The following is a 25,223-nucleotide window of genomic DNA, read 5'->3' as shown; positions in this document are numbered from 1 at the left end:
CGATAATCCCCCGATGTCTTCCCCCAAAGTGATCTTCGGCTTCCATGCCGTGGGCGTGCGTATCAAGACCGCGCCGAAATCGGTGATCGAGGTGCTCTTCGATGCAAGCCGGCGCGATGCCCGCATGCGGCAGTTCGTTGCCCGCGCGCAGGAGGCCGGCGTCCGGCTGATCGAGGCCGATGGCCTGCGCCTGGCCAAGCTCGCCGGCAGCCATGGCCACCAGGGTGTGGCCGCGCGCGTGGAGCCCATTCCCCAGACTCATTCGCTCGATGAGTTGCTCGAAGGGCTGGAGGCCGCCGGCACCGTGCCGCTGCTGCTGGTGCTCGACGGCGTGACCGATCCGCACAACCTCGGCGCCTGCCTGCGCGTGGCCGACGGCGCGGGTGCTCATGCGGTGATCGCGCCCAAGGACCATGCCGCCGGCATCAACGCGACCGTCGCCAAGGTGGCGAGCGGAGCCGCCGAGACCGTGCCGTACTTCATGGTGACCAATCTCGCGCGCACGCTCGGCGAACTCAAGGAACGCAACATCTGGTGCGTCGGCACCAGCGACGACGCGCCTGGCACGCTCTACCAAAGTGACCTGAAGCGTCCGCTGGCGATGGTGCTCGGCGCCGAGGGCGAGGGCATGCGGCAACTCACGCGCAAGACCTGCGACGAGCTGGTGAGCATCCCGATGGCTGGTGCGGTCGAAAGCCTCAACGTGTCGGTGGCGAGCGGGGTGTGCCTCTACGAGGCGATGCGCCAGCGGCGCGCCTGAGCTAGTTTCGCGGTGTTCGATGCAGCCGACGCTCACCTACAACCCGCATTCCTCCGCGCCGCAGCTGCGGCTGCCGCCCGGTGCTTGTGACGCGCACGTCCACGTGTTCGGGCCGGCAGCGCGCTTCCCCTTCGCGGAAGGCCGCAGCTTCACGCCCGCAGATGCCCCGAAGGAAACCTTGTTCGCGCTGCACCGGCACCTGGGCATCGAGCGCTGTGTGATCGTGCAGTCGCTCTGCCATGGCTACGACAACCGCGTGGTGGAGGACGCGATCGTGGCCGGTGGTGGCAACTATCTCGGCGTGGCACTGTTGCCTCTGGGTGTGGCCGACGAAGAACTGGCGCGGCTCGCGTCCGTCGGGTTTCGGGGCGTGCGCTTCAATTTCGCGAGGAATTCGGCCGCCGATTTCGACGTGGAAGGCGTCGTTGCGTTCAGCCGGCGTCTCGAACCATTTGGCATGCACCTGCAGGTGCATTTCGAGCGCGGGCTGATCCATGAACTCGCTTCACCACTCGCGCGCAGTGCCGTGCCGGTGGTGGTCGATCACATGGCGCGCGTCGATGCTTCGGCAGGGACCACGGACCCCGACTTCGTCGCACTGCATGCGCTGATGCAGAACCCGCTGTTCCGCGTCAAGGTGAGCGGCGTGGACCGCATTTCTCGTGCAACGGACTACGCCGATGGCGCAGCGATCGCACAGAGGCTGGTTCGCGAGTTTCCAGAGCGCTGCCTGTGGGGCACGGATTGGCCGCATCCGCTTCACGATCATGTGCCGGACGATGGCGCTCTCGTCGACGCGCTCTTGCGCATTGCGCCCGATCCCGACGAGCGGGAGCGCCTGCTGGTGGGCAACCCGCGAGACTTCTATCGTTTCGACGGTCTTTGACGACTAGAGCAGAGTGAAGAAGCGCATGACCACTTGCGCCGGACGTCGAACGCCGACGCCGACGAACATGCGCTCGCCGATCCAGCGGAGCGAAGGTGACGATGTCTCGAAGCGTGGGTTGCAGCGGAAATAGATCTGACCGGGGTCCACCGGCTCGCCGCGCAGGAGCTTCGCCATCGCTTCCGGGGGCGCGGCGCGAACGGCATGGTTCTGCACGTAGATCAGATCACCTGCATCGGTCTCGAGCCCATAGCGGGCATCCAACTCGGACAGGGTGTCGCTGACGATCAACTGAAAGTCGGTGCCACCTGGAATGACTCGCGCCGTCCAACCATTCCCGCGTGCAGAGCCGCCGGTGATGGGCACTAGCCGGCGCATGCCGCGCGGCCCTTGGCTCAGCACCTGCGGTGCGCCGACTTCGACTTGAAGGTCGGCGAAGTATTCGAGCGAGGGTGGGGCGAGCGGGTCGGTCGGATTCATCCGCCGAGGGTAACGCCAATGGCGTGGTTGGGAATCAGGAAGGGTCCTTGCCCCGGGTGCGGCCCACCGCGCTGAAGATCCCGATGCCGAGCACGATCAGCGTTCCGATGCCGATGTAGAGCGTCGGGACACCCGCGACCGATGCACCCCAGATCAGGCCGGCCAGGAAAATCAGGAAACCGATCATGTAGAGGGCAAAAGACATGTTCTCTCTCCGAAACTGCGAATCGGGCCAGTCTCCATGACCCCGATGGCCGCAGCGGCGGTCTGGGCCGCCAATCCGTGTCGGAGCGTGCCTACCGCTGGGCGGCCGTCTCGGCGCTCGCCGCATCGAGCGCCGCGATGGTTTCGGGCGCCAGTTGGAGACTCGCTGCGGCGATCAGCTCGTCGAGTTGCTTCATCGAGGTGGCGCTCGCAATGGGCGCCGTGATGGAGGGGCGCGCGATCTGCCACGCGATCGCCACTTGGCCCTGGGTGGCGCCGTAGGCGTGAGCGGCCGCGTCCAGCGCATCGAGGACGCGAAGACCGCGCGGGTTCAGGTATTTCTTCGTCGTGTTGACGCCGCGCGCGCTCTTTGCAGCATCCGCCTCGGTCCGGTACTTGCCCGTGAGAAAGCCGGCCGCGAGCGCGTAGAAGTTGATGACGCCGATGCCGCGTTCGACGCACAGCGGCTCCAGTTCTTTCTCGAAGACATCGCGGTCGTACAGGTTGTAGAGCGGCTGCAGGCTCTCGTAGCGTGGCAGGCCCTGCTTCTCGGCCACATCCAGCGCTTCGGCCAGACGGGGCGCGCTGAAGTTCGATGCGCCGATCGCCCGCACCTTGCCGGCCTTGATCAATGCGGCAAAGGCCTCGGCAGTGTCTGAAAACGGCGTCTCCGGGTCGTCGTCGTGCGACTGGTAGAGGTCGATGTGATCGGTCTTCAGGCGCCTGAGCGACGCATCGACAGCCTCACGGATATAGGCGGGAGAGAGGCCCTTCTTGCCTTCGCCCATCGGCTTGCCGACCTTGGTCGCCAGCACGATGCGATGGCGTTTGCCGGTCTGCCGGAGCCACTTGCCGATGATGGTTTCAGATTCGCCGCCACTGTGGCCCGGCACCCAGCTCGAATAGACGTCCGCCGTGTCGACGAAGTTGAACCCGGCGTCGACCCAGGCGTCGAGCAGACGGAACGAGAGCGTCTCGTCGACAGTCCAGCCGAAGACATTGCCGCCGAAGGCGAGCGGAGAGACTTGCAGGCCGGAGCGGCCGAGCGGACGAAACTGCATGAGTGGATTCCTCGAAGGTTCGGATCAGACGACGCCCAGGGCGCCGAGCAGGGCGCCGGCGCCGAGCAACCACAACAGATGGATGCGGGTGCGCCACACGATAAACGCCGAGACGCCGGTCAGCAGCCAGAGGTGCCAGGCGGGCGCGTCGCCGGAATGGTTACCTGAGGCCAGCACCCAGCCGGTCGCGATCAGCAGGCCGACCACGACCGGCGCCATGCCCTGCTTGAACGCCCGCACCCCGCGCCGCTCGCGGTTGCGATGGCCCCAGCGGGTCGCGAAGTAGGTCAGCGTGGTGCTGGGCAGCATGATCCCGACCATGGTGACAGTCAGGCCGAGCAACCCGAGCAGCCACGCATGCGGACCGGCGCCGATGCCTCCGCCAGCGTTGAGCCCGACGTTCCAGCCCATCAGCGCGACGAACAGCACGTTCGGCCCCGGAGCGGCCTGGGCAATGGCGACCGAAGAGCTGAACTGCGCGTCCGTCAGCCAGCCATGCTGCGCCACCAGGTAGCGTTGCATGTCGGGCACGGTGGTGATGGCGCCACTGATCGACAGGAGGGAGAGCATGAGGTACTGGCCGAAGAGAGCCAGCCAGTCATGCCAGTGCATCACGATCGTCATGGGCTGATCTTTCGCCAGGTCCAGACGCAGGTCACGCCGCCGACGGCGAGCAGGACCCATCCGAGTGGGACTCTTGCGAAGGCGATCGCGCCGAACACCAGCGCTACCAGGCCGAGGCACACACCGAAGCCCAGCGGATGCCTGCGCAGCGCCGGGATCAGCTTGATGCCGGTCGCGGCGATCAGGCCGCCGGCCACCGCACCCATGCCGCGCAGTGCACCGGCCACCTGCGGATTGCCAGCGTAGTGCGCGTAGAGCACCGCCAGGGTCAGGATCACGCCGAGCGGCACGACCAGCATGCCGGCCACCGCGCAAATGGCGCCGCGCAGGCCGAAGTAGCGGTCGCCAATCATCAGCGCGAGGTTCACCACGTTCGGCCCCGGCAGCACCTGGGCCACGGCCCAGTCCTCGAGAAATTGATCGGGCGTCAGCCAGCGCTTCTTCTCGACCATCTCGCGCTGCACGACGGCGAGCACGCCGCCAAATCCCTGCAGGGCAAGCCAGGTGAATGAAACGAAAAGGTCTCGCGGGGACTGGGGTTGCGGTCGGTCGGGTGCCGATGCCGCGCTGGGAAGGGGCGGGTGCATTGCGGGCGATTATCGTAGGCAAGGCGCGCCGGCGTTGCCGCGCTCCGCTCGACTTGCGCGGCGGGGCCATGCTGCGACACTGCGCCAATGAATGCAGCACGCGCGCTCTTCGATCTCTGCAAGCAGTCCTTTGCGTCCTGGCGGGCGGACTACGCCCCCAGCATGGGCGCGGCACTGGCCTACTACACCGTTTTCTCGGTGGCGCCGCTGCTGCTGATCGTGATCTCGGTCGTGGGCCTGGTGTTCGGGCGCGAAGAGGCGCGCGGTGAGATCTTCGAGCAGCTTTCGGGGCTGATGGGGGCCGAGGGGGCACGCGCGGTGCAGATCATGCTCGAAGCGCTCAACAAGCCCAGGCAGGGCATCGTCGCGACGGTGATCGGCGTCGCCCTGCTGCTGGTCGGCGCGACCACGGTCTTCGGCGAACTGCAGGACGCCTTCGACCGCATCTGGCGTGCACCCGCGAGGGAGGACGTCAACGGACTGCTCGACCTCATGCGCGCGCGGCTGCTGTCCTTCAGCATGATCATGGGTATCGGCTTCCTGTTGATCGTCTCGCTGGTGGTCAACGCGGCACTGGCGGCGCTTGGCGAATGGTGGGCGCCGGTCTTCGGCGGCTGGGCCACGCTGGCGCAGAACGTCAACTCCGTGTTCGGCTTCGTGATCGTCACGGTGGGCTTCGCGATGATCTTCAAGGTCATGCCGCGCGTGAGAGTGCAATGGCGCGACGTGTGGATCGGCGCGGTGGTCACCGCCGTGCTGTTCACCATCGGCAAGTACCTGATCGGCTTGTACATCGGAAAGACCGGCATCGCCTCGGGCTACGGCGCGGCCGGTTCGCTGGTGGTTCTGCTGGTGTGGGTCTACTACTCGGCGCAGATATTCCTGCTGGGCGTGGAGTTCACCTGGGTCTACGCGCACGCCTACGGTTCTTTCAAGGGACGGCCGCGGCCGGCGGCCAGGGCGTCGCCGACGCGCGCTGAGCAATCCACCTGATCAGCCGGTGAAGCCGCCGTCGTCGAGGAACTTCTGCTCTTCGGCCGTCGTGCGGCGGCCGAGCACCGCGTTGCGATGCGGAAAGCGGCCGAAGCGCGCAATGATGTCTCGGTGCAGCACCGCGAAGCGCTGCGTATTGGCATCGAGTGCGGCATTGAGTGCGACCGAACGCTCCTGGTCCGCCAGCGATTCCGAATGCATGAAGGGCAGATAGAAAAAAGGCCGAAGCGTCGGCTCGACCTGGCGGTCCAGGCCGGCATCGATGGCGGCGCTCGCGATGGCCCGGGCTTTTCCGTCGGTGGCGAACATGTGGCCGCTGCCGCGCCAGGTGTTGCGAGGAATCTGGTCGAGCAGCACGAGCAATGCCAGCGCACCCTCGGCATCGGCGGCCCAGGGGTCGAGCGCACCGGTCGCGGCGGCGTGGTGGGCGGCTTCGAAGCGCGATTTGCACTCGGTGTCGAATGCATCGTCCTTGTCGAACCAGCGGTCGGGGCCAGCGTCTCGCCAGAACCGGACGACGTCGTGGGCGGAGGGAAAGGCGTTCATGGCGTCAGGATCATGCCACCGCATCCCGCAAGACGGGTTGCTGGCCGACAGCGCCACCCCGCAATGCTTTTTATCCTGTGGGATTGCCAACTACATGGAGATGCCTCATGACCCGATATGGCGCCACTTTGCGCATGGCCCTCGTGGCCGGCGTTGCGACCGCCGCTCTGGCGGGCTGCGGAATGATGTCCAAGTCCAATACCGCGACCTTCAGCGGCAGCATGAACGCGGCGAGCCAAGTGCCGCCCAACATGACGCGCGGCAGCGGTCTCGCCGAGGCGACGCTCAACAAGGACACGAACGTCCTCAAGTACAAGATCACCTACGACGGCCTGAGCGGGCCGGCCACGGCGGCGCATTTCCATGGACCGGCCGCTGCCGGCGCGAACGCAGGTGTGGTGCTGCCTTTCGCCAATGCGGCGAGCCCGATCGAGGGGCAGGCCACGCTCACCCCGGCCCAGGCGGCTGATCTGTTGGCGGGCAAGTGGTACGCCAACATCCACACGGCGGCCAATCCGGGCGGCGAGATTCGCGGGCAGATGCTGCCCAAGATGTAGTCCTCCGGAGAGAGGCGGGAACGGTGGCCCATGGTGTCCAATGGACGTCATGGGAACCACAGCAAATGCCAAGTATTCCGCCTCGCGCCCGTCCGGCCCCCGCGTCGACATCACCAGCGCCCGCAAGGCGCTGGTGCTCCAGGGCGGCGGCGCGCTGGGCGCGTACCAGGCCGGCGTCTACGCGGGCGTTTTCGAGAAGCACAAGGCGCTCGACTGGGTGGCCGGTGTTTCGATCGGCGCCATCAACGCCGCGCTGATCGCCGGCAATGCGCCCGAAGTGCGCGTGCAACGGCTTCGCGAATTCTGGAACATCGTTTCTTCGGGCCCGGCGCAGCGCGTGCCGGCGTGGTGGAGCGACCGGGCGATGTTCAACCAGTGGAGCGCCACATCGGCGGCGGTCTTCGGCGTGCCCGGCTTCTTCGAGCCGCGCCGCAGCCCCGCGCTGCTGCTCGGTGGCGCGGCGCCGGTGCTGAGCTATTACGACACCGGGCCATTGAAGTCCACGCTGGAGCGGTTGGTGGATTTCGATCGCCTCAACCACCCCGAGATCCGCTTCAGCGTGGGCGCAGTGAACGTGCGAACCGGCAATTCCATCTATTTCGACAACACCGTCCAGCGCATCGGCCCGGAGCACATCATGGCCAGCGGCGCGCTGCCGCCAGGCTTTGCGCCGGTGCACATCGACGGCGAGGATTACTGGGATGGCGGCATCGTCTCCAACACGCCGCTGCAGTACGTGCTCGACATGCATCCGCGCAGCGAACCGCTGATGGTGCTGCAGGTCGACCTGTTCAGCGCCCGCGGAGCCATGCCGCGCACGATCGCCGAGACATTGGAGCGGCAGAAGGACATCACATATTCGAGCCGCACCCGTATGAACACCGACGCGCTCGCCTCGAACCTGAATCTCCAGCAGGCGATCGCGGACCTCATCAAGAAGCTGCCCGCGCCATTGCGCAAGGACGCCAGCGTGCAGGCGGTGTGCGATCAGCTCTCGCACAAGCCGATCGAGATCGTGCATCTGATCTACCGCGACAAGCCCTACGAACTCGAATCGAAGGACTACGAGTTCTCGCGCGCTTCGGTCGATGAGCACTGGGAGGCGGGCTGGCGCGACATCTGCAACACGCTGGACCATCCGGAATGGCTCAAAAGCGCTTCGCAGGCCAATGGCGTCACCACCTTCGACCTGACCGAGCCCAACGCCCGGCGCGTTCGCCGTCCGATGAAGCTGCCGCACATTCCGGCCGGCGCCTAGCCGGCAGATCAGGTTCGTTTAAGTCTCCCGCGCCAATCTGCTGCCATGGGCACGCAGCTTGCACGCATCCTCCAACCTCCGTCACGCAAAGGAATCTCCATGCAACTCAAGGACAAGGTCGCCTTCATCACCGGCTCGGCCAGCGGCATCGGCAAGGAAATCGCCATCGTCTTCGCCAAGGAAGGCGCCAGGATCGTGATTGCCGACCTCAACAAGGAAGCAGCCGACGCCACCGCCGCCGAACTCAAGGCGACGGGCGCGCAGGCGATCGGCGTTGGCGTCGACGTCACCAGCGAAGAGCAGGTCAACGCATCCGTCGAGGAGGCCGCCAAGGCCTTTGGCGGCATCGACATCCTGATCAGCAATGCGGGCATCCAGATCGTGCATCCGGTCGAGGAGTTCAGTTTCGCCGACTGGAAAAAGATGCTGGCGATCCATCTCGACGGCGCCTTCCTCACCACCAAGGCCTGCCTGAAGCACATGTACGCGCAGGGCCGCGGCGGCAGCGTGATCTACATGGGCTCGGTGCACTCCAAGGAGGCATCGCTGCTCAAGGCGCCCTACGTCACCGCCAAGCACGGCCTGATCGGACTGGCGAAGACCGTGGCGAAGGAGGGCGCAAAGTACGGCGTGCGCGCCAACGTGATCTGTCCCGGCTTCGTGCGCACACCGCTGGTCGAGAAGCAGATCCCGGAGCAGGCGAGGACGCTGGGCATCACCGAGGAACAGGTCATCAAGAACGTGATGCTCAAGGAGACGGTGGACGGCGAGTTCACCACCACCGACGACGTGGCGCGCGTTGCGTTGATGTTCGCTGCGTTCCCGACCAATGCCCTGACCGGTCAATCGCTGGTCGTGAGCCACGGTTGGTTCATGCAGTGATCGCGGCAGGGGTACTAACCCTGAATTTCATGCCGGCTGAATGACAGCTTGACGGCCTAGGATTCCATCAACGGGCGCGATGGTGCACCCGACAGAACACGGAGACCCCAGGCCATGGCGACATCTCTTCATTTCATGGGCCGGCGCGCGGCCATCGCGGCGACGGCGTTGCTGCTGGCCGCTTGCAGCGGCCTCGGCACCCAGCCCGCGGCGACGGACGTCCATGTGATGACCTCGGGCGGCTTCACCGCGGCCTACAACGACCTGCGCCCCGGCTTCGAGAAGGCGAGCGGCCGCACGGTGAAGACCGCCTATGGCGCCTCCATGGGCAATGCGGACGATTCGATCCCTAGCCGGCTGGCGCGTGGTGAGCCAGCCGACGTCGTGATCCTCGCGCGGCCGGCGCTCGACGCACTGGTGGAGCAGGGCAAGGTCGTGCCCGGCAGCCAGGTCGACCTGGTGCGCTCCAGCATTGGCTTTGCGGTCAAGAAAGGTGCCCCCAAGCCCGACATCAGCACGGTGGACGCGCTCAAGCGCACCCTCATTGCCGCGCCCTCCATTGCCTATTCGGCGAGCGCCAGCGGCACCTACTACGAGACCGAGATGCTGAAGAATCTGGGCATCGAGGCGCAGGTCAAGCCCAAGAGCAAGCGCATCCTGAGCGAGCGCGTAGGCACCGTCGTCGCGCGCGGCGATGCGGCGCTCGGCCTGCAGCAGGTGAGCGAGTTGCTGCCCATCGAAGGCATCGACTATGTCGGACCCTTGCCGGCGGAAGTGCAGCGCGTCACCGTGTTCTCGGCTGGCGTCGCGAGCGCGTCGAAGCAGCCCGACGCAGCCCGCGCACTGATCCGCTACCTGAATTCACCGGAAGCCGCGCCGACCATCGCCAAGACGGGTCTCGAACCGCTGGCCGCTCCCTGAGTCGTCATCGAGGCAGCAGGCGCGCTGGCTTCGCCTTCACGATCGCTGAAGACCTCTTGCCCCGGGCGCACTGGCGCTCGGGACGCGGGCTGCCTAAAGTCGCTCCTCTCACGAGGAGACAACGCATGACGACGCCCGGCACTCTGGCCTTTCCTTCCATGAAGAACCGGTGCTCGCCCGCCGAATGGCAAGCTCGGATCGATCTGGCTGCCTGCTATCGGCTGATCGAGTTCTACGGCATGGCCGACATGATCGCCAACCACATCTCGGCGCGGGTGCCGGGGGAGGACGGCGCCTTCCTCATCAATGCCTACGGGATGATGTACGAGGAGATCACGGCGTCGAGCCTGATCAAGGTCGATCACGACGGCAACATCCTTTCCAAGCCGGATTTCGGCGATCTGGAATACGGCGTCAACAAGGCCGGCTACGTGATCCACAGTGCAGTGCATGCCGCGCGGCCGGAAGTCGCATGCGTGATCCACACCCACAGCTGGGCATCGATGGCCGTGTCGTCGCTGGATTGCGGACTGCTTCCGCTGACACAGACGGCCATGCGCTTCCTGAAGATCGGCTATCACGAGTACGAGGGCGTCGTGCTCGATACCGCCGAGCAGGCGTCGCTGGTCGCCGATCTGGGCCAGTCCGAGGCGCTGATCCTCCGCAATCATGGCGCGCTCGTCGTCGGAAACACTGTCGGCGAGGCCTTCAACTGGATGCATCGGCTGGAACTGGCCTGCCGGTCGCAGCTCGCGGCGATGGCCTGCAACAGTCCCTTCCGCCCGGTGCCGCCTGCGGTGCTGGAAGCGACCTGGAAGAACTACCAGCCTGGCACGCGCCGCCCCTACGGCGTCATGGAGTGGCCCGCCTTGCTGCGCAAGCTGGACCGGATGGACCCGAGCTTTCGCGACTGATTCATCGTAAAAAAGGAGACATCCCCATGAGCCCAATCCCTCCCGCCACCGTCTCCGATCGACCAACCCGCGCCGCGTGGCAGCCGAAGCGACGCGGCGCAGCGCTGGCGATGGTCGCGCTGTCCGCGTCGTTGATGGCCCCGCCCACGTTCGCGCAGGCGTACCCGGCCAAGCCGGTGCGCATCGTCATCGCGTTTTCGGCGGGCGGCACCACCGACATCCTGGCCCGCTCGGTGGCGCTGAAGCTCGGCGACCAGCTCAAGCAGCCTTTCGTGATCGACAACAAGCCCGGCGGCGGCGGCAACATCGGCACCGAGGCGGTGGTGCGCTCGGCGCCGGATGGCTACACGCTGATCGTCAACTCGGTCGGCCCGATCGCGGTCAACCAGACGCTCTACAAGAACCTGCCCTACGACCCCTTGAAGGACCTGGTGCCGATCGTGCAGATCGCCGACGTGCCGAACGTGCTGGTGGTCCATCCTTCGGTGCCGGCCAACACCTTCGAGGAATTCGTCGCGTACGCCAAGGCCAACCCGGGCAAGCTCAACTACGGCTCCACGGGCACCGGCACCTCCTCGCACCTGTCGAGCTTCATGCTGAGCCAACGCATTGGCACCGAGACGACCCACGTCCCCTACAAGGGTGCCAACGCGCTCAACGACCTTCTCTCCGGGCGCCTGCAATTCATGTTTGCCACGATCCCTTCGGTGATCCAGCACATCCGCGCCGGCAAGCTGCGAGCGCTGGCCGTCTCCAGCGACAAGCCCTCGCGCTCGCTGCCCGGTGTTCCGACCGTGGCGGAAAAAGGCTTCCCCGGCTTTGCGGCAGGGTCGTGGTTCGGCTTCTTCGCGCCGAAGGGCACGCCGGAATCGGTCATCGTGCTGCTCAACAAGTCAGTCAACGATGTCCTGCCTTCGCTGGAAGAGCAGATGATCCGCGAGGGCGCCGATCCGGTGGGCGGTACCGCGGCGCAGTTCGGGCAGTTCACCCAGCGCGAATACGAAAAATGGAAGGTGATCGTGCACGAGTCCGGCGCCACGCCGGAATGAGCGACGACCCCACGATGGCCCCGCTGCGCATCCTGCTGTCGGATGCTGCGCGAGAGCGCGTCGGGGCCGCCATTGCATCGGTGATGGGGTCGCGCGCGCATTGCTTCGTCGCACCGCGGCCGGGCATCGACGCCGATCTCGCCTTCGTGACACGCGACGTCACGGGCCTGTCGACCAAGCATGCCGTGCTGCCCGCAACGCAGGTGTTCTACGACGCGATGCTCGGTTCACCGGGCCTGCGCTGGGTGCACGTGCACTCGGCGGGCGCCGACCGGCCTGTCTACGTGGCGCTGCATGCCCGTGGCGTGGCGGTCAGCACTTCATCGGGCGCCAATGCAGCCGTGGTGGCCCAGACTGCGCTGGCCGGACTTCTGGCGTTGGCACGGCGCTTTCCCCAGCTCATGCGTGCTCAGCGCGAGCGCACGTGGGCGCCGCTGATCGGCACCGGCATGCCGCGCGACCTTGCAGGGCAGACCGCGGTGATCGTCGGGTGGGGGCCGATCGGCCAGCAGATCGCGGCCTCGCTCCGGCTGCTGGGCCTGCGCGTCTCCGTGGTTCGCAGCAGCGCCGAGCCTGCGGCAGCGGACGTCGAGACGCTGGCCTTCGAGGATATAGGGCACGTTCTCCAGCACGCCGACTGGCTGTTGCTGGCCTGCCCGCTGACGTCGCGGACGCGAGGCTTGATCGACGCCAGTGCGATCGCGCTATTGCCGGATGGGGCGCACCTGATCAATGTGGCGCGCGGCGAGTTGGTCGACGAGCCGGCGCTGATCGAGGCGCTCGCCGGTGGGAAGCTCGGCGGCGCCTTCCTCGACGTCTTCGCACACGAACCGCTGCCGCCGGAATCTCCCCTGTGGGGCTTGGACAACGTGATCGCCACACCTCACAGCGCGGGCTTTTCGGACGGCAACGCGGCGAGGGTGACCGAGCTTTTCATCGACAACCTCCGGCGCTGGCTGGCCGGCCAGAAGCTGCACAACGAGGTTGCCTGAGAATCGCCGGCGGCGTCAGGCTGCCGGTGGTGCGAACTTCAGCTCCCAGGTCTCGCCGACCAGCTGCAGGCCGAAGCCTTCGTAGGGCTCCGATTTGACCAGCCTGAAGCCGCGTGCCGCATAGATGCCTCGTGCCGCGGTGAGGCAGCTGTTAGTCCAGAGCACCATCTTCTTGTAGCCCTTGTTGCGTGCAAAGGCGATGCATTCGTCCGTGAGCCGTGCGCCCAGGCCCAGCCCGCGCGCCTTAGGGCTCAGGATCAGCATGCGCAGTTGCGCCGTCGTGGGCGACTTGCGCACCACGAACACGGCCCCGACACGCTCGCCGTCGAGTTCGGCGATCCAGCAGCGCTCCCATCCGGGCTGGAACTTGCGCAGGAATTGGCTGGCGATGTCGGCCACCAGCGCTTCGAAGTCGCTGTTCCAGCCGTATTCGCGTGCATAGATCTCGCCGTGCTGTTGCACGACCCAGCCCATGTCGCCCGGCCCCGGGTCGCGCAGGACAGCGGCCTTCGTCTTCGTCGGTGCGGCCGTGGCCGGGTCCAGCAGGTTTTGCACGGTTTGCATGGCTTCGATCAATTGCAGCCTTTGCGGCGGGGGGAGCGGTGCGAGGAGGGCGGCAGCCTCGTCGCGCGACTTCTGCTGCAGCGGTGCGAAGGCCTGGTGCCCGCCCTCGGTCAGGCGCAGCAGACTCTGCCGCGCGTCGCGTGGATCGGGATCGCGTCGGAGCCAGCCATTGGCTTCGAAGCGGCGCAGGATGCGGCTGAGGTAGCCGCCGTCGAGGTGCAGATCCTTGCCGATCTCGCTGGCCACGGGCGCTTCGCGGTGCGCGAGTTCGTACAGCACGCGCACGTCGGTCAGCGACATGTCGCTGTCGAGATACGGGTTGAGGACGCCGATGCAGCGGGTGTAGAAGCGGTTGAACTGGCGGATCGCCTTGATGGCGGCGACCCCGGGCAAGGTGATGGGAGCGGTCGACATGCTTGCCATTGTCATTTAAATAATTGACAAAAGCAACTAATAGGCAGAACCGCCTGCTTGTGTCCTTTACCCTTTAGGGCGACAGCACCACTGGAAAACCCTAAAATCTAAGGTTGCCCACCACGGGCCCACCCGGCCCGCAGGCCTGCGCGGCACCCTTGCCGTCCTATCCCCGATGAACGCCCCCGTCGACGTCTCCTTTTTCGCTCGTGCCGCCAAGCCGCTGACCAGCTACCGCAAGTACTGGGCAGCTCGTTTCGGCACGGCCAAATTCCTGCCGACGTCGAGGGCCGAGATGGATGCGTTGGGCTGGGACAGCTGCGACATCATCGTCGTCACTGGCGATGCCTACGTGGACCACCCGAGCTTCGGCATGGCCGTGATCGGCCGCATGCTGGAGGCGCAGGGCTTCCGCGTCGGCATCATCGCGCAGCCCGACTGGCAGAGTGCCGACCCCTTCAAGGTACTGGGCAAGCCGAACCTGTTCTTCGGCGTGACCGCCGGCAACATGGATTCGATGATCAACCGCTACACGGCGGACCGGAAGATCCGCAGCGACGACGCCTACACGCCCGGCGACGTCGGCGGTCACCGGCCGGACCGCGCGGCCATCGTTTACTCGCAGCGCTGCAAGGAAGCCTGGAGTGACGTGCCGATCGTGCTCGGCGGCATCGAAGGGTCGCTGCGCCGCATCGCGCATTACGACTACTGGCAGGACAAGGTGCGCCGCTCGATCGTGGTGGACGCCAAGTGCGACCTGCTGCTCTACGGCAACGCCGAGCGCGCCATCGTCGAGATCGCCCATCGGCTGGCCGCGCGCGAGCCGGTGCACCAGATCACCGACGTGCGCGGGACGGCCTTCGTGCGGCGTGAGACGCCCGAGGGCTGGTTCGAGATCAACTCCACCAGCGTCGACGAGCCCGGCCGGGTCGAGGCGCACGTCAATCCGTACCTGATGGTGTCGGACCAGGCCAAGGCCAACGGCGCGACCTGCGCCAAGGAAGACGAGGCGCAGGCTGTCGCGCAGGCGGCCGAGGCAGCTGGTTCGGTCAACCTCGCGATCAAGCCGCTGAAGTTCGTTCCCAATCCAGCCCTGCAGAGCCGCGAGCGCATCAAGGTGCCGCCACGTGATCGTTCGGTGATCCGCTTGCCTTCGTACGAGCAGGTACGCGCCGATCCGGTGCTCTACGCCCACGCCAACCGCGTGCTCCATCTGGAGACCAACCCCGGCAACGCGCGCGCCCTGGTGCAGGCCCACGGCGAAGGCACGACCGCCCGCGACGTCTGGATCAATCCGCCGCCCATTCCGCTCACCACGGCCGAGATGGACCACGTGTTCGACCTGCCGTACGCGCGCAGCCCGCATCCGCGCTACGCCGACGAGCAAGGCAGCCACGACGGCGCGACCAAGATCCCGGCCTGGGAAATGATCCGCTTCAGCGTGAACATCATGCGCGGCTGCTTCGGCGGATGCACCTTCTGCTCGATCACCGAGCACGAGGGGCGCATCATCCAGAGCCGGTCGGAAGAATCGATCATCAAGGAGGTCGAGGCGATCCGCGACAGCGTGAAGGGCTTCACCGGCACCATCTCCGACCTCGGCGGCCCAACGGCCAACATGTACCGCATCGGCTGCAAGTCCCCCGAGATCGAATCGGCCTGCCGCAAGCCGAGTTGCGTGTATCCCGGCATCTGCCCGAACCTCAACACCAACCACGATCCGCTGATCAAGATCTACCGCCGGGCGCGCGCGCTCAAGGGCATCAAGAAGATCCTGATCGGCTCCGGCCTGCGTTACGACCTGGCCGTCCAGTCGCCGGAATACGTGAAGGAGCTTGTGCAGCACCACGTCGGCGGCTACCTCAAGATCGCGCCCGAGCACACCGAGCAGGGCCCGCTCACCAAGATGATGAAGCCCGGCATCGGCAGCTACGACAAGTTCAAGCAGATGTTCGAGAAGTTCAGCGCCGAGGCGGGCAAGAAGCAGTACCTGATCCCGTACTTCATCGCTGCGCATCCGGGCACCAGCGACGAGGACATGATGAACCTCGCAATCTGGCTCAAGAAGAACGGCTTCCGCGCCGACCAGGTGCAGACCTTCTACCCGTCGCCGATGGCCACCGCGACGACGATGTACCACACCAACAAGAATCCGCTGCGCAAGATCACGCGCGACAGCGAGACGGTGGACATCGTGCGCGGCGACAAGCGCCGTCGCCTGCACAAGGCCTTTTTGCGCTACCACGATGCCAACAACTGGCCACTGCTGCGCGAAGCGCTCAAGTCGATGGGCCGCGGCGACCTGATCGGCAATGGCAAGCACCACCTGATCCCGACCTGGCAGCCGCTCACCGACGGCAGCTACCAGAGCGCTCGCCGCAAGAACTCGACCACCGTCGCGCTCACGCCGGTGAAGCCCGCCAAGGGCCGCATCCTCACGCAGCACACGGGCCTGCCGCCGCGCGAGACCGGGGCGGGTCGCACCAGGCCTTCCGCCGGCAAGCCGATCCGCAAGAGCCGTTGAGCTGACCGGATTGCCGCGCCGGCCACCGCTGCCTCGCGGTGTATGGTGTCGGCATGAGCAAGTTTCTGGTCGCGCTTTCGCAGTGGTGCCGTATCGGTCTGTGGCTATCGCTCTGCGCGATGGCGTCGGGCTCGCAGGCGGCGACTCTGGAAGCCGGATCGGCGCAAGCCATGCGGGAGCTGCATCGCAAGCTCGGCGATCAGCTCGCCCAGAGCCCATTGAAACGGCCTGTCGTCCTCGACTCCACCGAAACCGATGGCGGGCTCCAGGGCGACGTCTATGCGGTCGTCGATCATTCGCTCGAAGACGTGCGCCGGGCGCTCGAACGTTCATCGCAGTGGTGCGAGATGCTGATCCTGCACATCAACAACCGCCGTTGCCGCGCGGAGCATGGCGCCACCGGCGAGAAACTCACACTCAGCGTCGTGCCGCGTTATGACAAGCCGATCGAGCAGGCCTTCGAGCTGGCCTTCGTCCACCGCGTTGCAAGCGCCACGCGCGACTACCTCCTGGTCGACCTTTCCGCTGAATCGGGGCCGATGGGCACCAGCCACTATCGCGTGCTGCTCGAGGCCATGCCGCTCGGCAATCGACAGACCTTCCTGCACTTTGCCTATGCGTACGACCACAACATGGTCGCGCGCCTGGCGACGATGGCCTACCTCGCGACCTTCGGCAGCCACAAGATGGGCTTCACGGTGGTGGGGAAGACGTCGGACGGCGGCCCCGAATACATCCGCGGCCTGCGCGGACTCGTCGAGCGCAATGCGATGCGCTATTTCCTCACGCTCGAAGCCTATCTCGATGGCTTCTCGGTCCCGCCGCCGGAACGGGCCGACAAGCGCCTGAATAGCTGGTTCCAGGCCGTCGAGAAGTATCCGACGCAACTCCACGAGGTCGATCTCGAGACCTATCTTGCAGTCAAGCGTGAGGATCGGCAGCGAGATGCCGGAACGGCGCGCTGAACGCTCAGCGCAGAACCAGCACCGGTGTATGCGAATGCGTCAGCACATGCAGCGTTTCGCTGCCCATCAGCAGGCGCTTGATGCCGCGGCGCCCGTGCGAGGCCATCACGATGAGGTCGCACTTGTGCACGCGGGCGGCTTCGATGATGGCTTCGGACACGAGCTCCGATTGCATGACGATCGCCCGGGTGCTCTTCACGCCCTTCGAGTCTGCGGCGGCCTTGACGGCATCGACCACGCGCTGCGCTTCGACGTCGGCCTGCTCGCGCAGGCGCGTGACCTCCATCTGGCTCATCAGCATCGAGCCTTCGAAGTAGCTGGCGGGGTAGTGGTGGACCACCTTGACGGCGATCAGCTCGGCCTGCGTCAGGAGAGCCAGGTCGATGGCGCTGGTGACGGCCAGTTCCGACAGATCGGATCCGTCGGTGGCGACGAGGATGCGTTCATACATGGCGACGCTCCCGGGCGAGAGAGACCCGCCCCCGCTTCAGATTAGTGCGCGAACGGGCGTTGAGCAAGGCGTCTGCAAGCGTCTAGGCGGGGTCGCCTAAGGCCAACAGCCGCGGATCGAGGGCGGTGCCCAGCCTCGCGGGCGTTGGTCCTTTTGGGGAACAATCGCCGGATCTTGGCCCGTCGTGTCGATCCCTACAGCCTTCGATTGTTCGTCTCTGCAGCGCGGGCAGGATCGATCGTCCGCGCCGCCGAACAGGAGCACATCGCGCCGTCCGCGCTGAGCAGGCGGCTGGCCGATCTGGAGCATGCTTTCGGGACGCCGCTCCTGATACGGTCGCCACGTGGCGTCACGCTGACGAACGCCGGCCGACTGGTGCTGGCGCGCGGCGAGAAGATCGACGAGGACTTGCAGGCGCTCGTGCGGGAAGTGCAGACCGAAGGCGACGAAGTGCGTGGGGCCGTGCGCCTCTACGCCAACATGTCCGCAGTGATCGGTTTCCTGCCGGAGCGCTTGCGCGCCTTCATGGCGGCTTATCCCCAGGTCGAAGTCTCGCTGCAGGAGAACGACACGCGCGACGTCATCCGCGCCTGTCTCGACGATCGTGCCGACGTCGGGGTCGGCGTCGACATGGCGGTGCCGCCCGGCCTCGAGTCCTGGCCCTTTGCCATGGACCCGCTGCAGGTGGTGCTGCCGGCCGGCCACGCGCTGGCAAAGCACAAGGTGCTGAGCTTTGCGCAGGCGCTCGAACTCCCGTTGATCGGCGTCCATCAGGGCGGGGCGCTCGATCGCTCGATGCACGAACGCGCCGCCGCGCTGCACCGCCGCTTTGCGCCGACCGTGTCGGTCAGCAGTTTCGACGCGGTCTGCCGCATGGTCGAGGCCGGGCTCGGCATCGCCGTGATTCCCGGGAGCGCAGCCGCGGCCTATGCCGGCAGCCCACGCTTCGTGCGGCGACCGCTCGACGAGCCCTGGGCGGCACGCGCGCTGCGCATGTACGCGCTGCGCAAGACGCCGCGGCCTGGCGCGGTGGGCGCCCTGATCGAGAGCCTCCGGGGGTAAGCGGCGATCTCGCATTTCGCGGGAACCCGTCTGCCGCATCGGCGCTTTGCAGCACGCAGCGCGCCCGCGAGAATTCGGCATGCCAGCCATTTCGCCCACGAGGTTCCCCGCGATTCAGTTCGCGCCAGCCATCCTCTTTCTGAGCCAGTCGGCCGACGTGGTCACTCGCAGCCTGCAGGGCGAATCGATCTCGCTCGACGAGGCGCGTCCCTTGCGCGACGACGTCTCGACCGACGAGATCACGCCGCTGCCGATCCTCACGCACTACGACGACAAGCTCGGGCGCTACCCCTACATCGGCTTCAGGGCGGGCGACGATGCAACGCCCATCGGCACCGATGCGATCCGCACCAGTGGTGTCGAGGTCGTGGTGAGCGGCAAGCGCTATGGCAAGGGCTCCTCGCGCGAGCACAGTCCGGCCGCGGAAAAGCTGGCCGGCGTACGGCTGGTGATCGCCGAGAGCTTCGAGCGCATCTATCGCCAGAACGCGGACAACATCGGACTTTTCACGTCGACCGATTTCAGCCTCGTCGAACGCATCCAGGCAGGAGAGGCGATCCCTCTCGCGGATCTCGTCGCGGGTAGGGATGCGTTGGCGGCTGCGATCCTCCGGAACGGTGGATTGCTCCGCTTCGGCCAGCAGCACATGCGCGACATCACCGTCGCGCCCGAGGTGGCTGACACGCGCCCGCGCACGCTGTTCGAGAAGATCGTGGCGCGCCATGCGCTGGCGACCGATCTGACCGAGGCGCATCCCGCGCCGGGCGATGGTGCCTTCGTGCGGGCCGACTGGCGCTTCATTCACGAGTACTACACCGGCATGGCCGCGCACATGTTGCACACCACTTTCGGCCGCCCGCTGGTGCTGTACGAGCCGGGCTCGATCATCGTGTTCGAGGACCACACTTCCTACGTCGAGGAAAGCCCCGCGCACGTGCGCGGCGGGCTGGTGCCCAACGTGCACCGCATGGTCGAGGCGCAGCGCGAGTTCGCGGCCGCCTACGCGCTGCGCTCGCATCGCACACTGAGCGAGGCCGAGGCGGCGTCCGACGATGGCAGCAACGTCGCAGGCATCTCGCACGCGATGGTGGCCGAGCACTATGCGCTGCCGGGGCAAGTCGTCGTCGGCACCGATTCGCACACGCCGCACAGCGGCGCGCTGGGCTGCGTCGCCTTCGGTGTCGGCACGACCGATATGGCCAATGCCTTCGTCACCGGTGCGGTGCGCCTGACCGTGCCGCAGTCGCTTCGCATCGTGCTGGAGGGGAGGGTGCCGGCCGGCGTGACGGCGAAGGACATCGTGCTGCACCTGCTGTCGCAGCCGATCATCCGCAGCGGCGGTGGCGTGGGCAAGGTGTTCGAGTTCTGCGGCGAGGGCATCGCGGCGCTCTCCACCGACGAGCGGGCCACGCTCACCAACATGACGGCCGAGCTCGGGGGCTTCACCGGCATCGTCGCCCCTGATGCGGAAACCGTGCGCTTCCTGCGTGAGCGGCGCGGCATCGACTTCGCGCTCGAGCCCTGGATGCACAGCGACGAGGGCGCCGAGTACGCTGAAATCCTTCGCATCGATTGCGCCGGCGTGCCTCCGATGGTGGCCCGCCCCGGCGACCCGGGCAACGGACTGCCGTTGGCGGAGGTGCAGGCGCCGGTCCGCATCGACATCGCCTACGGCGGGTCATGCACCGCCGGCAAGCGAGAGGATTTCGATCACTACCACGCGGTGTTGCGCTGGGCTGCCGATCGAGGACTCCGCGTTGCGCCGCATGTGGAGCTGTTCCTGCAGTTCGGCACCACGGCCGTTCGCGATCACTGCATTTCCCAGGGCTACATGGATGCATTCGACAAAGTCGGCGCGCGCATGCTGCAGCCTTCGTGCGGTGCTTGCGGCAACTGCGGGCCCGGTGGCTCGACGAACGGGGATCAGGTCACCGTCAGCGCGATCAACCGCAACTTTCCGGGGCGCGGCGGGCCAGGCCAGGTCTGGCTCGCGAGCCCACCGACCGTGGCGGCCAGCGCGATCGCCGGCGAGCTCGTGTCCTTCGAGACGCTGCAACAGCGGCAGGCCTGAATCCGGCCAGGGCTGACGTTCCCGCATGCCGCCAGGCATGACTCGCCATTTGGGCGCACGCAGCACGGGCACAATCCGCGCCATGAGGCAATGGTTGCGTACGCAAGGTGGCTGGTGGCTCGCATGGCTGCTGGTCACCGGCGTCGGTGCGGTCTGGATCGCGCGCGCCGAGATCCAGCAGTTGAACGAGGATTTCGAGGTCAACGGGCGCATTGCGCATCGCCTGATGAGCCAGCAGGTCGTGCAGTACGACGCGGTGCTCGCGACCCTCGCGTTGCTGGAGCCCGTGCCGGGTGCCAACCAGCCCGAGCGTCGGCTGCCGTCGGTCTATCCCTCCATCCTTGGCGTGCTGCGGCGCGAGACGGGCACGGATTGGTCCGATCCGCAGCTGGCCCAGGCCGAAGCCAGGTCACGCGAACTCCGGCGCCCTGAACTCGCGACGAGTGACTTCGCCAGCGGCCGCTATCGGCTCGTGACCGGCTCGGTGCCGACGAGCTATGCGCTGGACATCGACCTCGCGACGGCCGTGCCTTGGCGCGATTGGCCGATGGATCCGAAGACCAGCCCGGTGCGGGTGACACTCGAGCGGACAGGGCAGTCTTTCGTCGTGCAGCCGGGCGATTCGACCGCGCGCAACGGCTGGCGCTTCGATTTCCGCAAGGCGCTGGCTTCCGAGAGCCAGTCCTTCGACCTCGTGGCGGAGCGCGTCGTGTCTTGGCGGGAACTGCCCTGGGTCCTGATGGCCGCATGGGCGATCGCGGCGGGTGTGGTGCTCGCCGGGGCCTACACCTTGCTGCGCCAGCGCATCGCGCGGCAGCGTGCCGAAGAGCTGCTGCGGCTCGGCCAGGTGGCGCGGCTCAACGCCCTGGGCGAACTGGCGGCCGGAATGGCGCATGAACTCAATCAGCCACTGACTGCGGTGCTTGCAAACACGCAGGCCGCCCAGCGCCTGCTGAATGACGACCCGCCTGAACTGGCGACCGCGCGAACGGCGATGCGGCAAGCTGCGGAGCAGGCGCGTCGCGCCGCGGACGTGATCGGCCGTCTGCGTCGCGTGATCGCGCGTCCGGACCGCCACGCCGAGACGCGGCCCGTGGTGTTGCAGGAGGCCCTGCGCGGCGCATTGCACCTGCTCGCGCCCGAATTCGATCGGCGCGCGGTAGGGCCGGCCTTCGACGACGCGGCCCACGCGCCGGTCACGGTGCATGCCGATCCGGTCGCACTCGAACAGATCGTGCACAACCTGCTGATGAATGCGCTTCAGGCGCTGGAAGACGTGCCCGCAGGCGAGCGCGGCCTTCGAATTTCAGTCGACCGTGAAGGCGGGCACGGCGTACTGGCGGTGACCGACAACGGACGCGGTATCGCGCCGGAATCCTTGCCGCGCATCTTCGAACCCTTCTTCAGCACGCGGGACGGCGGCCTGGGGCTCGGACTCAGCCTGTGCGAGACGCTGGCCGTCGGCATGGGCGGCTCGCTCGCCGCCGAGGCCGCATCGCCGCGCGGCGCCCGCTTCACGTTGCGGTTGCCGCTGGCGAACTCTTCCTCGACGGAGCGGCGCGCATGAACGAACCGCTGTCACCGCTGATCCACCTGATCGACGACGACCTCGCGGTGCGCGAGAGCCTCGCGCTGCTGATCGGCACGGTGGGCCTTCGCACGCACGCCTGGGCGGACCCGCAGGCCTTTCTCGACGGCTTCGACCGCAGCAGCATCGGCGCGATCGTGCTCGACGTGCGCATGCCCGGCATCAGCGGGCTGACGGTGCTCGACACCTTGATCGCGCAGGGCGTGGACCAACCGGTGATCATGCTCACCGGTCACGGCACGGTGGAGATGTGCCGGCGCGTCTTCAAGGCTGGCGCGGCGGAGTTCCTCGAGAAGCCGGTGGATGACGAGCAGTTGCTCGAAGCCTTGCAGCAGGCGGTGCGGCAGCACGTCAACTCGCGCGAGCGGACGCAGGCCGACCAGGCCGCGCGCGATCGCTATCTGCAGCTTTCGGAGCGCGAGCGCGAAGTGCTGGGCTTCATCGTGGCGGGGCTGACCAACAAGGAGATCGCCCGCGCTCTGGCCCTGTCGCCGCGAACGATCGAGACGCACCGCGCCAATCTGTTCGGCAAGCTGGAGTGCGACTCGCTGGCGCAACTGATCCGGCGATACGCCGCATTGGTCGACACTCCGTAGTTTTACGGAGCGGCGGGCGTAGCCGTACGAATGGTCCCGGGGCCGAGCTATTTCTACAGTTGCCATGCGGTCGGCGAAATGCCGGCGCAAGCAACCCAATCACCTCTGGAGAACTCCATGCATTCGACCCTTCGTCTCGGCGGCCTCGCCGTTTTGCTCGCCGCTTCCGCGATGACAGCGCAGGCGCAAACCCAGGCACCGAGCCCGGCCGTGCGCGCTGAAAAGAACATGTCGCTCGAACTCGCGAACCAGATCGCCGCCGCCAGCGTTGCGGCCTGCGCCGCCAATGGCTATGCCGTGGCCGCGACCGTGGTCGACCGCTCGGGCACCGTGCGCGCCGTGCAGCGTGCCGACAACGCCGGTTCGCACACGCTGGGCGCCAGCGAACGCAAGGCCTGGACCTCGGCATCGGCCAAGTCGCCGACGCTCGCCATGATGGAGAACGCGCAGAAGAACCCCGCCGCGGCGAACCTCGTGAACATCCCCGGCTTCCTGCTGCTCGGCGGTGGGGTGCCGGTCAAGGTCGGCAATGAAGTGATCGGAGCCGTGGGCGTCGGCGGCGCGCCAGGCGGCCATTTGGACGAGCAGTGCGCCAACGCCGCACTCGACAAGGTCAAGGGCCAACTGGGCTGATCGCCATGAAGGCCGCGCTGTACCGATCGAGCCTTGCCGCCGCTGTTGCGGCGCTGCTGATGTCGTCCGGCGGCGTGGCGCTGGCGCAGGTGCCGCCGACGGCTGCCGAAGTCCAGGCCTACCAGGGCCTGCACCAGGCCGCGTGGCGAGGCGAGATGAGCAGGCTCAAGGCGCTGATCGCGGCCGGTGCAGATCTGGATGCTCGCGACAGCCTCGGCCGCACGCCCCTGCACGTGGCGACCTATGCGCGCCAACGCGAAGCCATCACCGCGCTGGCAAAGGCCGGAGCGAACCTCCAACGCCTGGAAGACGACCGCTATGACGCCGTCACCATCGCTGCAGTCGCGGATGACGTGCCCACGCTCGCGCTGCTGCTGTCGCTCGGCGCAAGCGCCGGGCAGACCACGAGCCGCTACGACGGCACCGCACTCATCGCGGCGGCCCACCTCGGCCATGACGAGGTCGTGCGGCGCCTGATCGCCGCCGGCGCACCGCTGGACCACGTCAACAACTTGCACTGGACCGCCCTGATCGAATCGATCGTGCTCGGCGACGGCGGGCCGCGCCACCAGCGCACGCTGATCGCGCTCGTCGATGCGGGCGCCAATCTGCAGCTCGCAGATCGGCAGGGCAACACCCCGCTGCAATTGGCCAAGGCGCGTGGCTACAACGCCATGGTCGAAAAGCTCAAGGCCTCGGGCGCAAAGTAGGGCGGCTCGGGGACAATCGGGCGATCCTTTTCGCAGGACTCGCTCCATGTACACACCGCCCCAGTTCAACTCCACGGACCGTGCGACCGCCGCGGAGTTGATGCGCGCGCATCCCTTCGCGACGCTGATCTCGAACGACGACGACGGACTGCCCTACATCACGCACTTGCCGCTGGTGCTGGACGATCGCGGGGAGGACGGTTTCGCGCTGCTGGGCCATTGCGCCAAGCCCAATGCGCACTGGCGTTACCTGCGGGCGCGGCCCACGGCGGTCGTGAGCTTTCTGGGGCCGCATGCCTACATGTCGCCTTCGGTCTACCCCGACCTGGCCCGTGTTCCGACCTGGAACTACCTCGCAGTGAATTGCACGGTCGAAGCCCGGCTGATCGAAACGCCTGCCGAGAAAGACGCCTTGCTCAAGCGCCTGATTGGCCAGCACGAGCCAGCGTACGCACAGCAATGGCGCGATCTCGGCGAGGAGTTCCAACTCAAGATGCTCAACGGCATCGTCGGCTTCGAACTGCGCGTGACGGCGCTGCAATGCAAGCTCAAGCTCAACCAGCACCGCAAGGAGGCGCACGCCGCCATGCATGCGCAATACAGCGTGGGATCGCCTGACGAACAGGCGCTGGCCGGCTGGATGAAGCGGCTCGGCATGAACGTCTCCGACACGCAAGCTGCGGAGGAGACCTGAGATGCGTGTCATCGGATTGATCGGTCTCGTTCTGGCGCTCGTCATCGTCGGCTTGCTGGTCAAGAAGCAACTCGGCGGCATGACCGCACCCGCACTGTCGACCGGCCCGGCACCCGCAGGCAGCGCGCCGGCCGGCGATGCCCGCGCGCAGAGCCAGCAAATTCAGCAGCAGTTCAAGCAATCGCTCGACGCCGCGATGCAGCAGCGGCGTCCCGTCACCGATGACAACTGACGATC

General features: G+C 66.8%; 28 protein-coding genes. 20 read left to right on the top strand and 8 right to left on the bottom strand.

Annotation, left to right across the window (positions count from 1 at the left end):
• The first annotated feature begins 13 nt into the window (after positions 1-13).
• Positions 14-760 (top strand): 23S rRNA (guanosine(2251)-2'-O)-methyltransferase RlmB, encoded by a 747-nt coding sequence (gene rlmB / locus QTI04_RS03345; RefSeq protein ID WP_286597994.1) that lies wholly within the window; start codon positions 14-16, stop codon positions 758-760.
• 19 nt (positions 761-779) lie between these two features.
• Positions 780-1,646 carry an amidohydrolase gene (locus tag QTI04_RS03340; protein ID WP_286614212.1) on the top strand — a complete coding sequence of 289 codons (867 nt, stop codon included), beginning with the start codon at positions 780-782 and terminating at the stop codon, positions 1,644-1,646.
• A gap of 3 nt (positions 1,647-1,649) precedes the next feature.
• Here QTI04_RS03340 and QTI04_RS03335 read toward each other — a convergent pair whose 3' ends face one another.
• The 5 genes from QTI04_RS03335 to QTI04_RS03315 all read right to left on the bottom strand — a co-directional run bounded on the left by QTI04_RS03335 (position 1,650) and on the right by QTI04_RS03315 (position 4,602).
• Positions 1,650-2,126, bottom strand: coding sequence for a DUF3237 domain-containing protein (locus QTI04_RS03335; protein ID WP_286614211.1), 477 nt, complete (start codon positions 2,124-2,126; stop codon positions 1,650-1,652).
• A 34-nt stretch (positions 2,127-2,160) separates the two neighbouring features.
• The gene (locus tag QTI04_RS03330; protein WP_286597997.1) at positions 2,161-2,331 is read right to left on the bottom strand and encodes a hypothetical protein; all 171 of its coding nucleotides are present in this window, start codon (positions 2,329-2,331) and stop codon (positions 2,161-2,163) included.
• A 91-nt stretch (positions 2,332-2,422) separates the two neighbouring features.
• Complete coding sequence (locus QTI04_RS03325) at positions 2,423-3,391, bottom strand: aldo/keto reductase (RefSeq protein ID WP_286597999.1); 969 nt, start codon at positions 3,389-3,391, stop codon at positions 2,423-2,425.
• Between the two features lie 24 nt (positions 3,392-3,415).
• Complete coding sequence (locus QTI04_RS03320) at positions 3,416-4,015, bottom strand: chromate transporter (protein WP_286598001.1); 600 nt, start codon at positions 4,013-4,015, stop codon at positions 3,416-3,418.
• Entirely contained in the window at positions 4,012-4,602 is a 591-nt protein-coding gene (locus tag QTI04_RS03315; protein WP_286598003.1) for a chromate transporter, read from the bottom strand. The genes QTI04_RS03320 and QTI04_RS03315 overlap by 4 nt, the downstream gene beginning before the upstream one ends.
• A gap of 87 nt (positions 4,603-4,689) precedes the next feature.
• Here QTI04_RS03315 and QTI04_RS03310 point away from each other — a divergent pair, with 87 nt between their 5' ends.
• Positions 4,690-5,595 (top strand): YihY/virulence factor BrkB family protein, encoded by a 906-nt coding sequence (locus QTI04_RS03310; protein ID WP_286598004.1) that lies wholly within the window; start codon positions 4,690-4,692, stop codon positions 5,593-5,595.
• On the opposite strand, the gene QTI04_RS03305 is transcribed toward QTI04_RS03310, so the two are convergent.
• Entirely contained in the window at positions 5,596-6,141 is a 546-nt protein-coding gene (locus QTI04_RS03305; protein ID WP_286614210.1) for a DUF924 family protein, read from the bottom strand.
• A gap of 107 nt (positions 6,142-6,248) precedes the next feature.
• On the opposite strand from QTI04_RS03305, the gene QTI04_RS03300 reads away from it, so the two are divergent.
• The 7 genes from QTI04_RS03300 (at position 6,249) to QTI04_RS03270 (ending at position 12,714) form a co-directional block, all read left to right on the top strand.
• Entirely contained in the window at positions 6,249-6,698 is a 450-nt protein-coding gene (locus QTI04_RS03300; RefSeq protein WP_286598007.1) for a CHRD domain-containing protein, read from the top strand.
• A gap of 49 nt (positions 6,699-6,747) precedes the next feature.
• The gene (locus tag QTI04_RS03295; RefSeq protein WP_286598009.1) at positions 6,748-7,956 is read left to right on the top strand and encodes a patatin-like phospholipase family protein; all 1,209 of its coding nucleotides are present in this window, start codon (positions 6,748-6,750) and stop codon (positions 7,954-7,956) included.
• Positions 7,957-8,055: 99 nt separating this feature from the next.
• Positions 8,056-8,838: a 3-hydroxybutyrate dehydrogenase gene (locus tag QTI04_RS03290; RefSeq protein WP_286614209.1), complete on the top strand. Its 783-nt coding sequence runs from the start codon at positions 8,056-8,058 to the stop codon at positions 8,836-8,838.
• 114 nt (positions 8,839-8,952) lie between these two features.
• Complete coding sequence (locus QTI04_RS03285; protein ID WP_286598012.1) at positions 8,953-9,759, top strand: substrate-binding domain-containing protein; 807 nt, start codon at positions 8,953-8,955, stop codon at positions 9,757-9,759.
• Between the two features lie 125 nt (positions 9,760-9,884).
• Complete coding sequence (locus QTI04_RS03280) at positions 9,885-10,673, top strand: class II aldolase/adducin family protein (protein WP_286614208.1); 789 nt, start codon at positions 9,885-9,887, stop codon at positions 10,671-10,673.
• Positions 10,674-10,783: 110 nt separating this feature from the next.
• Complete coding sequence (locus tag QTI04_RS03275; protein ID WP_286614451.1) at positions 10,784-11,722, top strand: tripartite tricarboxylate transporter substrate binding protein; 939 nt, start codon at positions 10,784-10,786, stop codon at positions 11,720-11,722.
• Complete coding sequence (locus tag QTI04_RS03270; RefSeq protein ID WP_286614207.1) at positions 11,719-12,714, top strand: D-2-hydroxyacid dehydrogenase; 996 nt, start codon at positions 11,719-11,721, stop codon at positions 12,712-12,714. Before QTI04_RS03275 ends, QTI04_RS03270 begins: the two co-directional genes overlap by 4 nt.
• 15 nt (positions 12,715-12,729) lie before the next feature.
• Here QTI04_RS03270 and QTI04_RS03265 read toward each other — a convergent pair whose 3' ends face one another.
• Positions 12,730-13,701 (bottom strand): bifunctional helix-turn-helix transcriptional regulator/GNAT family N-acetyltransferase, encoded by a 972-nt coding sequence (locus tag QTI04_RS03265; protein ID WP_286614450.1) that lies wholly within the window; start codon positions 13,699-13,701, stop codon positions 12,730-12,732.
• 166 nt (positions 13,702-13,867) lie between these two features.
• Here QTI04_RS03265 and QTI04_RS03260 point away from each other — a divergent pair, with 166 nt between their 5' ends.
• Together QTI04_RS03260 and QTI04_RS03255 are read left to right on the top strand one after the other, a co-directional pair.
• Entirely contained in the window at positions 13,868-16,216 is a 2,349-nt protein-coding gene (locus QTI04_RS03260) for a YgiQ family radical SAM protein (protein WP_286614206.1), read from the top strand.
• Positions 16,217-16,269: 53 nt separating this feature from the next.
• The gene (locus QTI04_RS03255; RefSeq protein WP_286614205.1) at positions 16,270-17,181 is read left to right on the top strand and encodes a hypothetical protein; all 912 of its coding nucleotides are present in this window, start codon (positions 16,270-16,272) and stop codon (positions 17,179-17,181) included.
• 4 nt (positions 17,182-17,185) lie between these two features.
• Here QTI04_RS03255 and QTI04_RS03250 read toward each other — a convergent pair whose 3' ends face one another.
• Entirely contained in the window at positions 17,186-17,632 is a 447-nt protein-coding gene (locus QTI04_RS03250; RefSeq protein WP_286598018.1) for a universal stress protein, read from the bottom strand.
• A 174-nt stretch (positions 17,633-17,806) separates the two neighbouring features.
• Here QTI04_RS03250 and QTI04_RS03245 point away from each other — a divergent pair, with 174 nt between their 5' ends.
• From QTI04_RS03245 to QTI04_RS03210, 8 genes are all read left to right on the top strand, one after another.
• Complete coding sequence (locus tag QTI04_RS03245) at positions 17,807-18,694, top strand: LysR substrate-binding domain-containing protein (RefSeq protein ID WP_286598020.1); 888 nt, start codon at positions 17,807-17,809, stop codon at positions 18,692-18,694.
• A gap of 79 nt (positions 18,695-18,773) precedes the next feature.
• Positions 18,774-20,765 carry an aconitase family protein gene (locus tag QTI04_RS03240; RefSeq protein WP_286614204.1) on the top strand — a complete coding sequence of 664 codons (1,992 nt, stop codon included), beginning with the start codon at positions 18,774-18,776 and terminating at the stop codon, positions 20,763-20,765.
• Positions 20,766-20,859: 94 nt separating this feature from the next.
• On the top strand, positions 20,860-22,332 hold the full coding sequence (locus tag QTI04_RS03235) for an ATP-binding protein (protein ID WP_336621869.1): 1,473 nt from the start codon (positions 20,860-20,862) through the stop codon (positions 22,330-22,332).
• The gene (locus QTI04_RS03230; RefSeq protein WP_286614203.1) at positions 22,329-22,949 is read left to right on the top strand and encodes a response regulator transcription factor; all 621 of its coding nucleotides are present in this window, start codon (positions 22,329-22,331) and stop codon (positions 22,947-22,949) included. The genes QTI04_RS03235 and QTI04_RS03230 overlap by 4 nt, the downstream gene beginning before the upstream one ends.
• Positions 22,950-23,066: 117 nt before the next feature.
• Positions 23,067-23,582 carry a heme-binding protein gene (locus QTI04_RS03225; RefSeq protein WP_286614202.1) on the top strand — a complete coding sequence of 172 codons (516 nt, stop codon included), beginning with the start codon at positions 23,067-23,069 and terminating at the stop codon, positions 23,580-23,582.
• A 5-nt stretch (positions 23,583-23,587) separates the two neighbouring features.
• Positions 23,588-24,292: an ankyrin repeat domain-containing protein gene (locus QTI04_RS03220; protein WP_286614201.1), complete on the top strand. Its 705-nt coding sequence runs from the start codon at positions 23,588-23,590 to the stop codon at positions 24,290-24,292.
• 46 nt (positions 24,293-24,338) lie between these two features.
• Positions 24,339-24,986, top strand: coding sequence for an FMN-binding negative transcriptional regulator (locus QTI04_RS03215; RefSeq protein WP_286598028.1), 648 nt, complete (start codon positions 24,339-24,341; stop codon positions 24,984-24,986).
• Between the two features lies 1 nt (position 24,987).
• Entirely contained in the window at positions 24,988-25,218 is a 231-nt protein-coding gene (locus QTI04_RS03210; RefSeq protein WP_286598029.1) for a hypothetical protein, read from the top strand.
• The last annotated feature ends 5 nt before the right edge of the window (positions 25,219-25,223 follow it).

This window comes from Variovorax sp. J22R115 (genome assembly GCF_030317005.1).
GTDB lineage: Bacteria > Pseudomonadota > Gammaproteobacteria > Burkholderiales > Burkholderiaceae_C > Variovorax.
This window is presented reverse-complemented; position numbering and strand designations above follow the sequence as displayed.

Excerpts from the sequence above, each read along its gene's own strand:
- rlmB (WP_286597994.1), top strand. The coding sequence starts at position 14 with ATGTCTTCCCCCAAAGTGATCTTCGGCTTCCATGCCGTGGGCGTGCGT.
- QTI04_RS03340 (WP_286614212.1), top strand. The coding sequence starts at position 780 with ATGCAGCCGACGCTCACCTACAACCCGCATTCCTCCGCGCCGCAGCTG.
- QTI04_RS03335 (WP_286614211.1), bottom strand. The coding sequence starts at position 2,126 with ATGAATCCGACCGACCCGCTCGCCCCACCCTCGCTCGAATACTTCGCC.
- QTI04_RS03330 (WP_286597997.1), bottom strand. The coding sequence starts at position 2,331 with ATGTCTTTTGCCCTCTACATGATCGGTTTCCTGATTTTCCTGGCCGGC.
- QTI04_RS03325 (WP_286597999.1), bottom strand. The coding sequence starts at position 3,391 with ATGCAGTTTCGTCCGCTCGGCCGCTCCGGCCTGCAAGTCTCTCCGCTC.
- QTI04_RS03320 (WP_286598001.1), bottom strand. The coding sequence starts at position 4,015 with ATGACGATCGTGATGCACTGGCATGACTGGCTGGCTCTCTTCGGCCAG.
- QTI04_RS03315 (WP_286598003.1), bottom strand. The coding sequence starts at position 4,602 with ATGCACCCGCCCCTTCCCAGCGCGGCATCGGCACCCGACCGACCGCAA.
- QTI04_RS03310 (WP_286598004.1), top strand. The coding sequence starts at position 4,690 with ATGAATGCAGCACGCGCGCTCTTCGATCTCTGCAAGCAGTCCTTTGCG.
- QTI04_RS03305 (WP_286614210.1), bottom strand. The coding sequence starts at position 6,141 with ATGAACGCCTTTCCCTCCGCCCACGACGTCGTCCGGTTCTGGCGAGAC.
- QTI04_RS03300 (WP_286598007.1), top strand. The coding sequence starts at position 6,249 with ATGACCCGATATGGCGCCACTTTGCGCATGGCCCTCGTGGCCGGCGTT.
- QTI04_RS03295 (WP_286598009.1), top strand. The coding sequence starts at position 6,748 with ATGGGAACCACAGCAAATGCCAAGTATTCCGCCTCGCGCCCGTCCGGC.
- QTI04_RS03290 (WP_286614209.1), top strand. The coding sequence starts at position 8,056 with ATGCAACTCAAGGACAAGGTCGCCTTCATCACCGGCTCGGCCAGCGGC.
- QTI04_RS03285 (WP_286598012.1), top strand. The coding sequence starts at position 8,953 with ATGGCGACATCTCTTCATTTCATGGGCCGGCGCGCGGCCATCGCGGCG.
- QTI04_RS03280 (WP_286614208.1), top strand. The coding sequence starts at position 9,885 with ATGACGACGCCCGGCACTCTGGCCTTTCCTTCCATGAAGAACCGGTGC.
- QTI04_RS03275 (WP_286614451.1), top strand. The coding sequence starts at position 10,784 with ATGGTCGCGCTGTCCGCGTCGTTGATGGCCCCGCCCACGTTCGCGCAG.
- QTI04_RS03270 (WP_286614207.1), top strand. The coding sequence starts at position 11,719 with ATGAGCGACGACCCCACGATGGCCCCGCTGCGCATCCTGCTGTCGGAT.
- QTI04_RS03265 (WP_286614450.1), bottom strand. The coding sequence starts at position 13,701 with ATGGCAAGCATGTCGACCGCTCCCATCACCTTGCCCGGGGTCGCCGCC.
- QTI04_RS03260 (WP_286614206.1), top strand. The coding sequence starts at position 13,868 with ATGAACGCCCCCGTCGACGTCTCCTTTTTCGCTCGTGCCGCCAAGCCG.
- QTI04_RS03255 (WP_286614205.1), top strand. The coding sequence starts at position 16,270 with ATGAGCAAGTTTCTGGTCGCGCTTTCGCAGTGGTGCCGTATCGGTCTG.
- QTI04_RS03250 (WP_286598018.1), bottom strand. The coding sequence starts at position 17,632 with ATGTATGAACGCATCCTCGTCGCCACCGACGGATCCGATCTGTCGGAA.
- QTI04_RS03240 (WP_286614204.1), top strand. The coding sequence starts at position 18,774 with ATGCCAGCCATTTCGCCCACGAGGTTCCCCGCGATTCAGTTCGCGCCA.
- QTI04_RS03230 (WP_286614203.1), top strand. The coding sequence starts at position 22,329 with ATGAACGAACCGCTGTCACCGCTGATCCACCTGATCGACGACGACCTC.
- QTI04_RS03225 (WP_286614202.1), top strand. The coding sequence starts at position 23,067 with ATGCATTCGACCCTTCGTCTCGGCGGCCTCGCCGTTTTGCTCGCCGCT.
- QTI04_RS03220 (WP_286614201.1), top strand. The coding sequence starts at position 23,588 with ATGAAGGCCGCGCTGTACCGATCGAGCCTTGCCGCCGCTGTTGCGGCG.
- QTI04_RS03215 (WP_286598028.1), top strand. The coding sequence starts at position 24,339 with ATGTACACACCGCCCCAGTTCAACTCCACGGACCGTGCGACCGCCGCG.
- QTI04_RS03210 (WP_286598029.1), top strand. The coding sequence starts at position 24,988 with ATGCGTGTCATCGGATTGATCGGTCTCGTTCTGGCGCTCGTCATCGTC.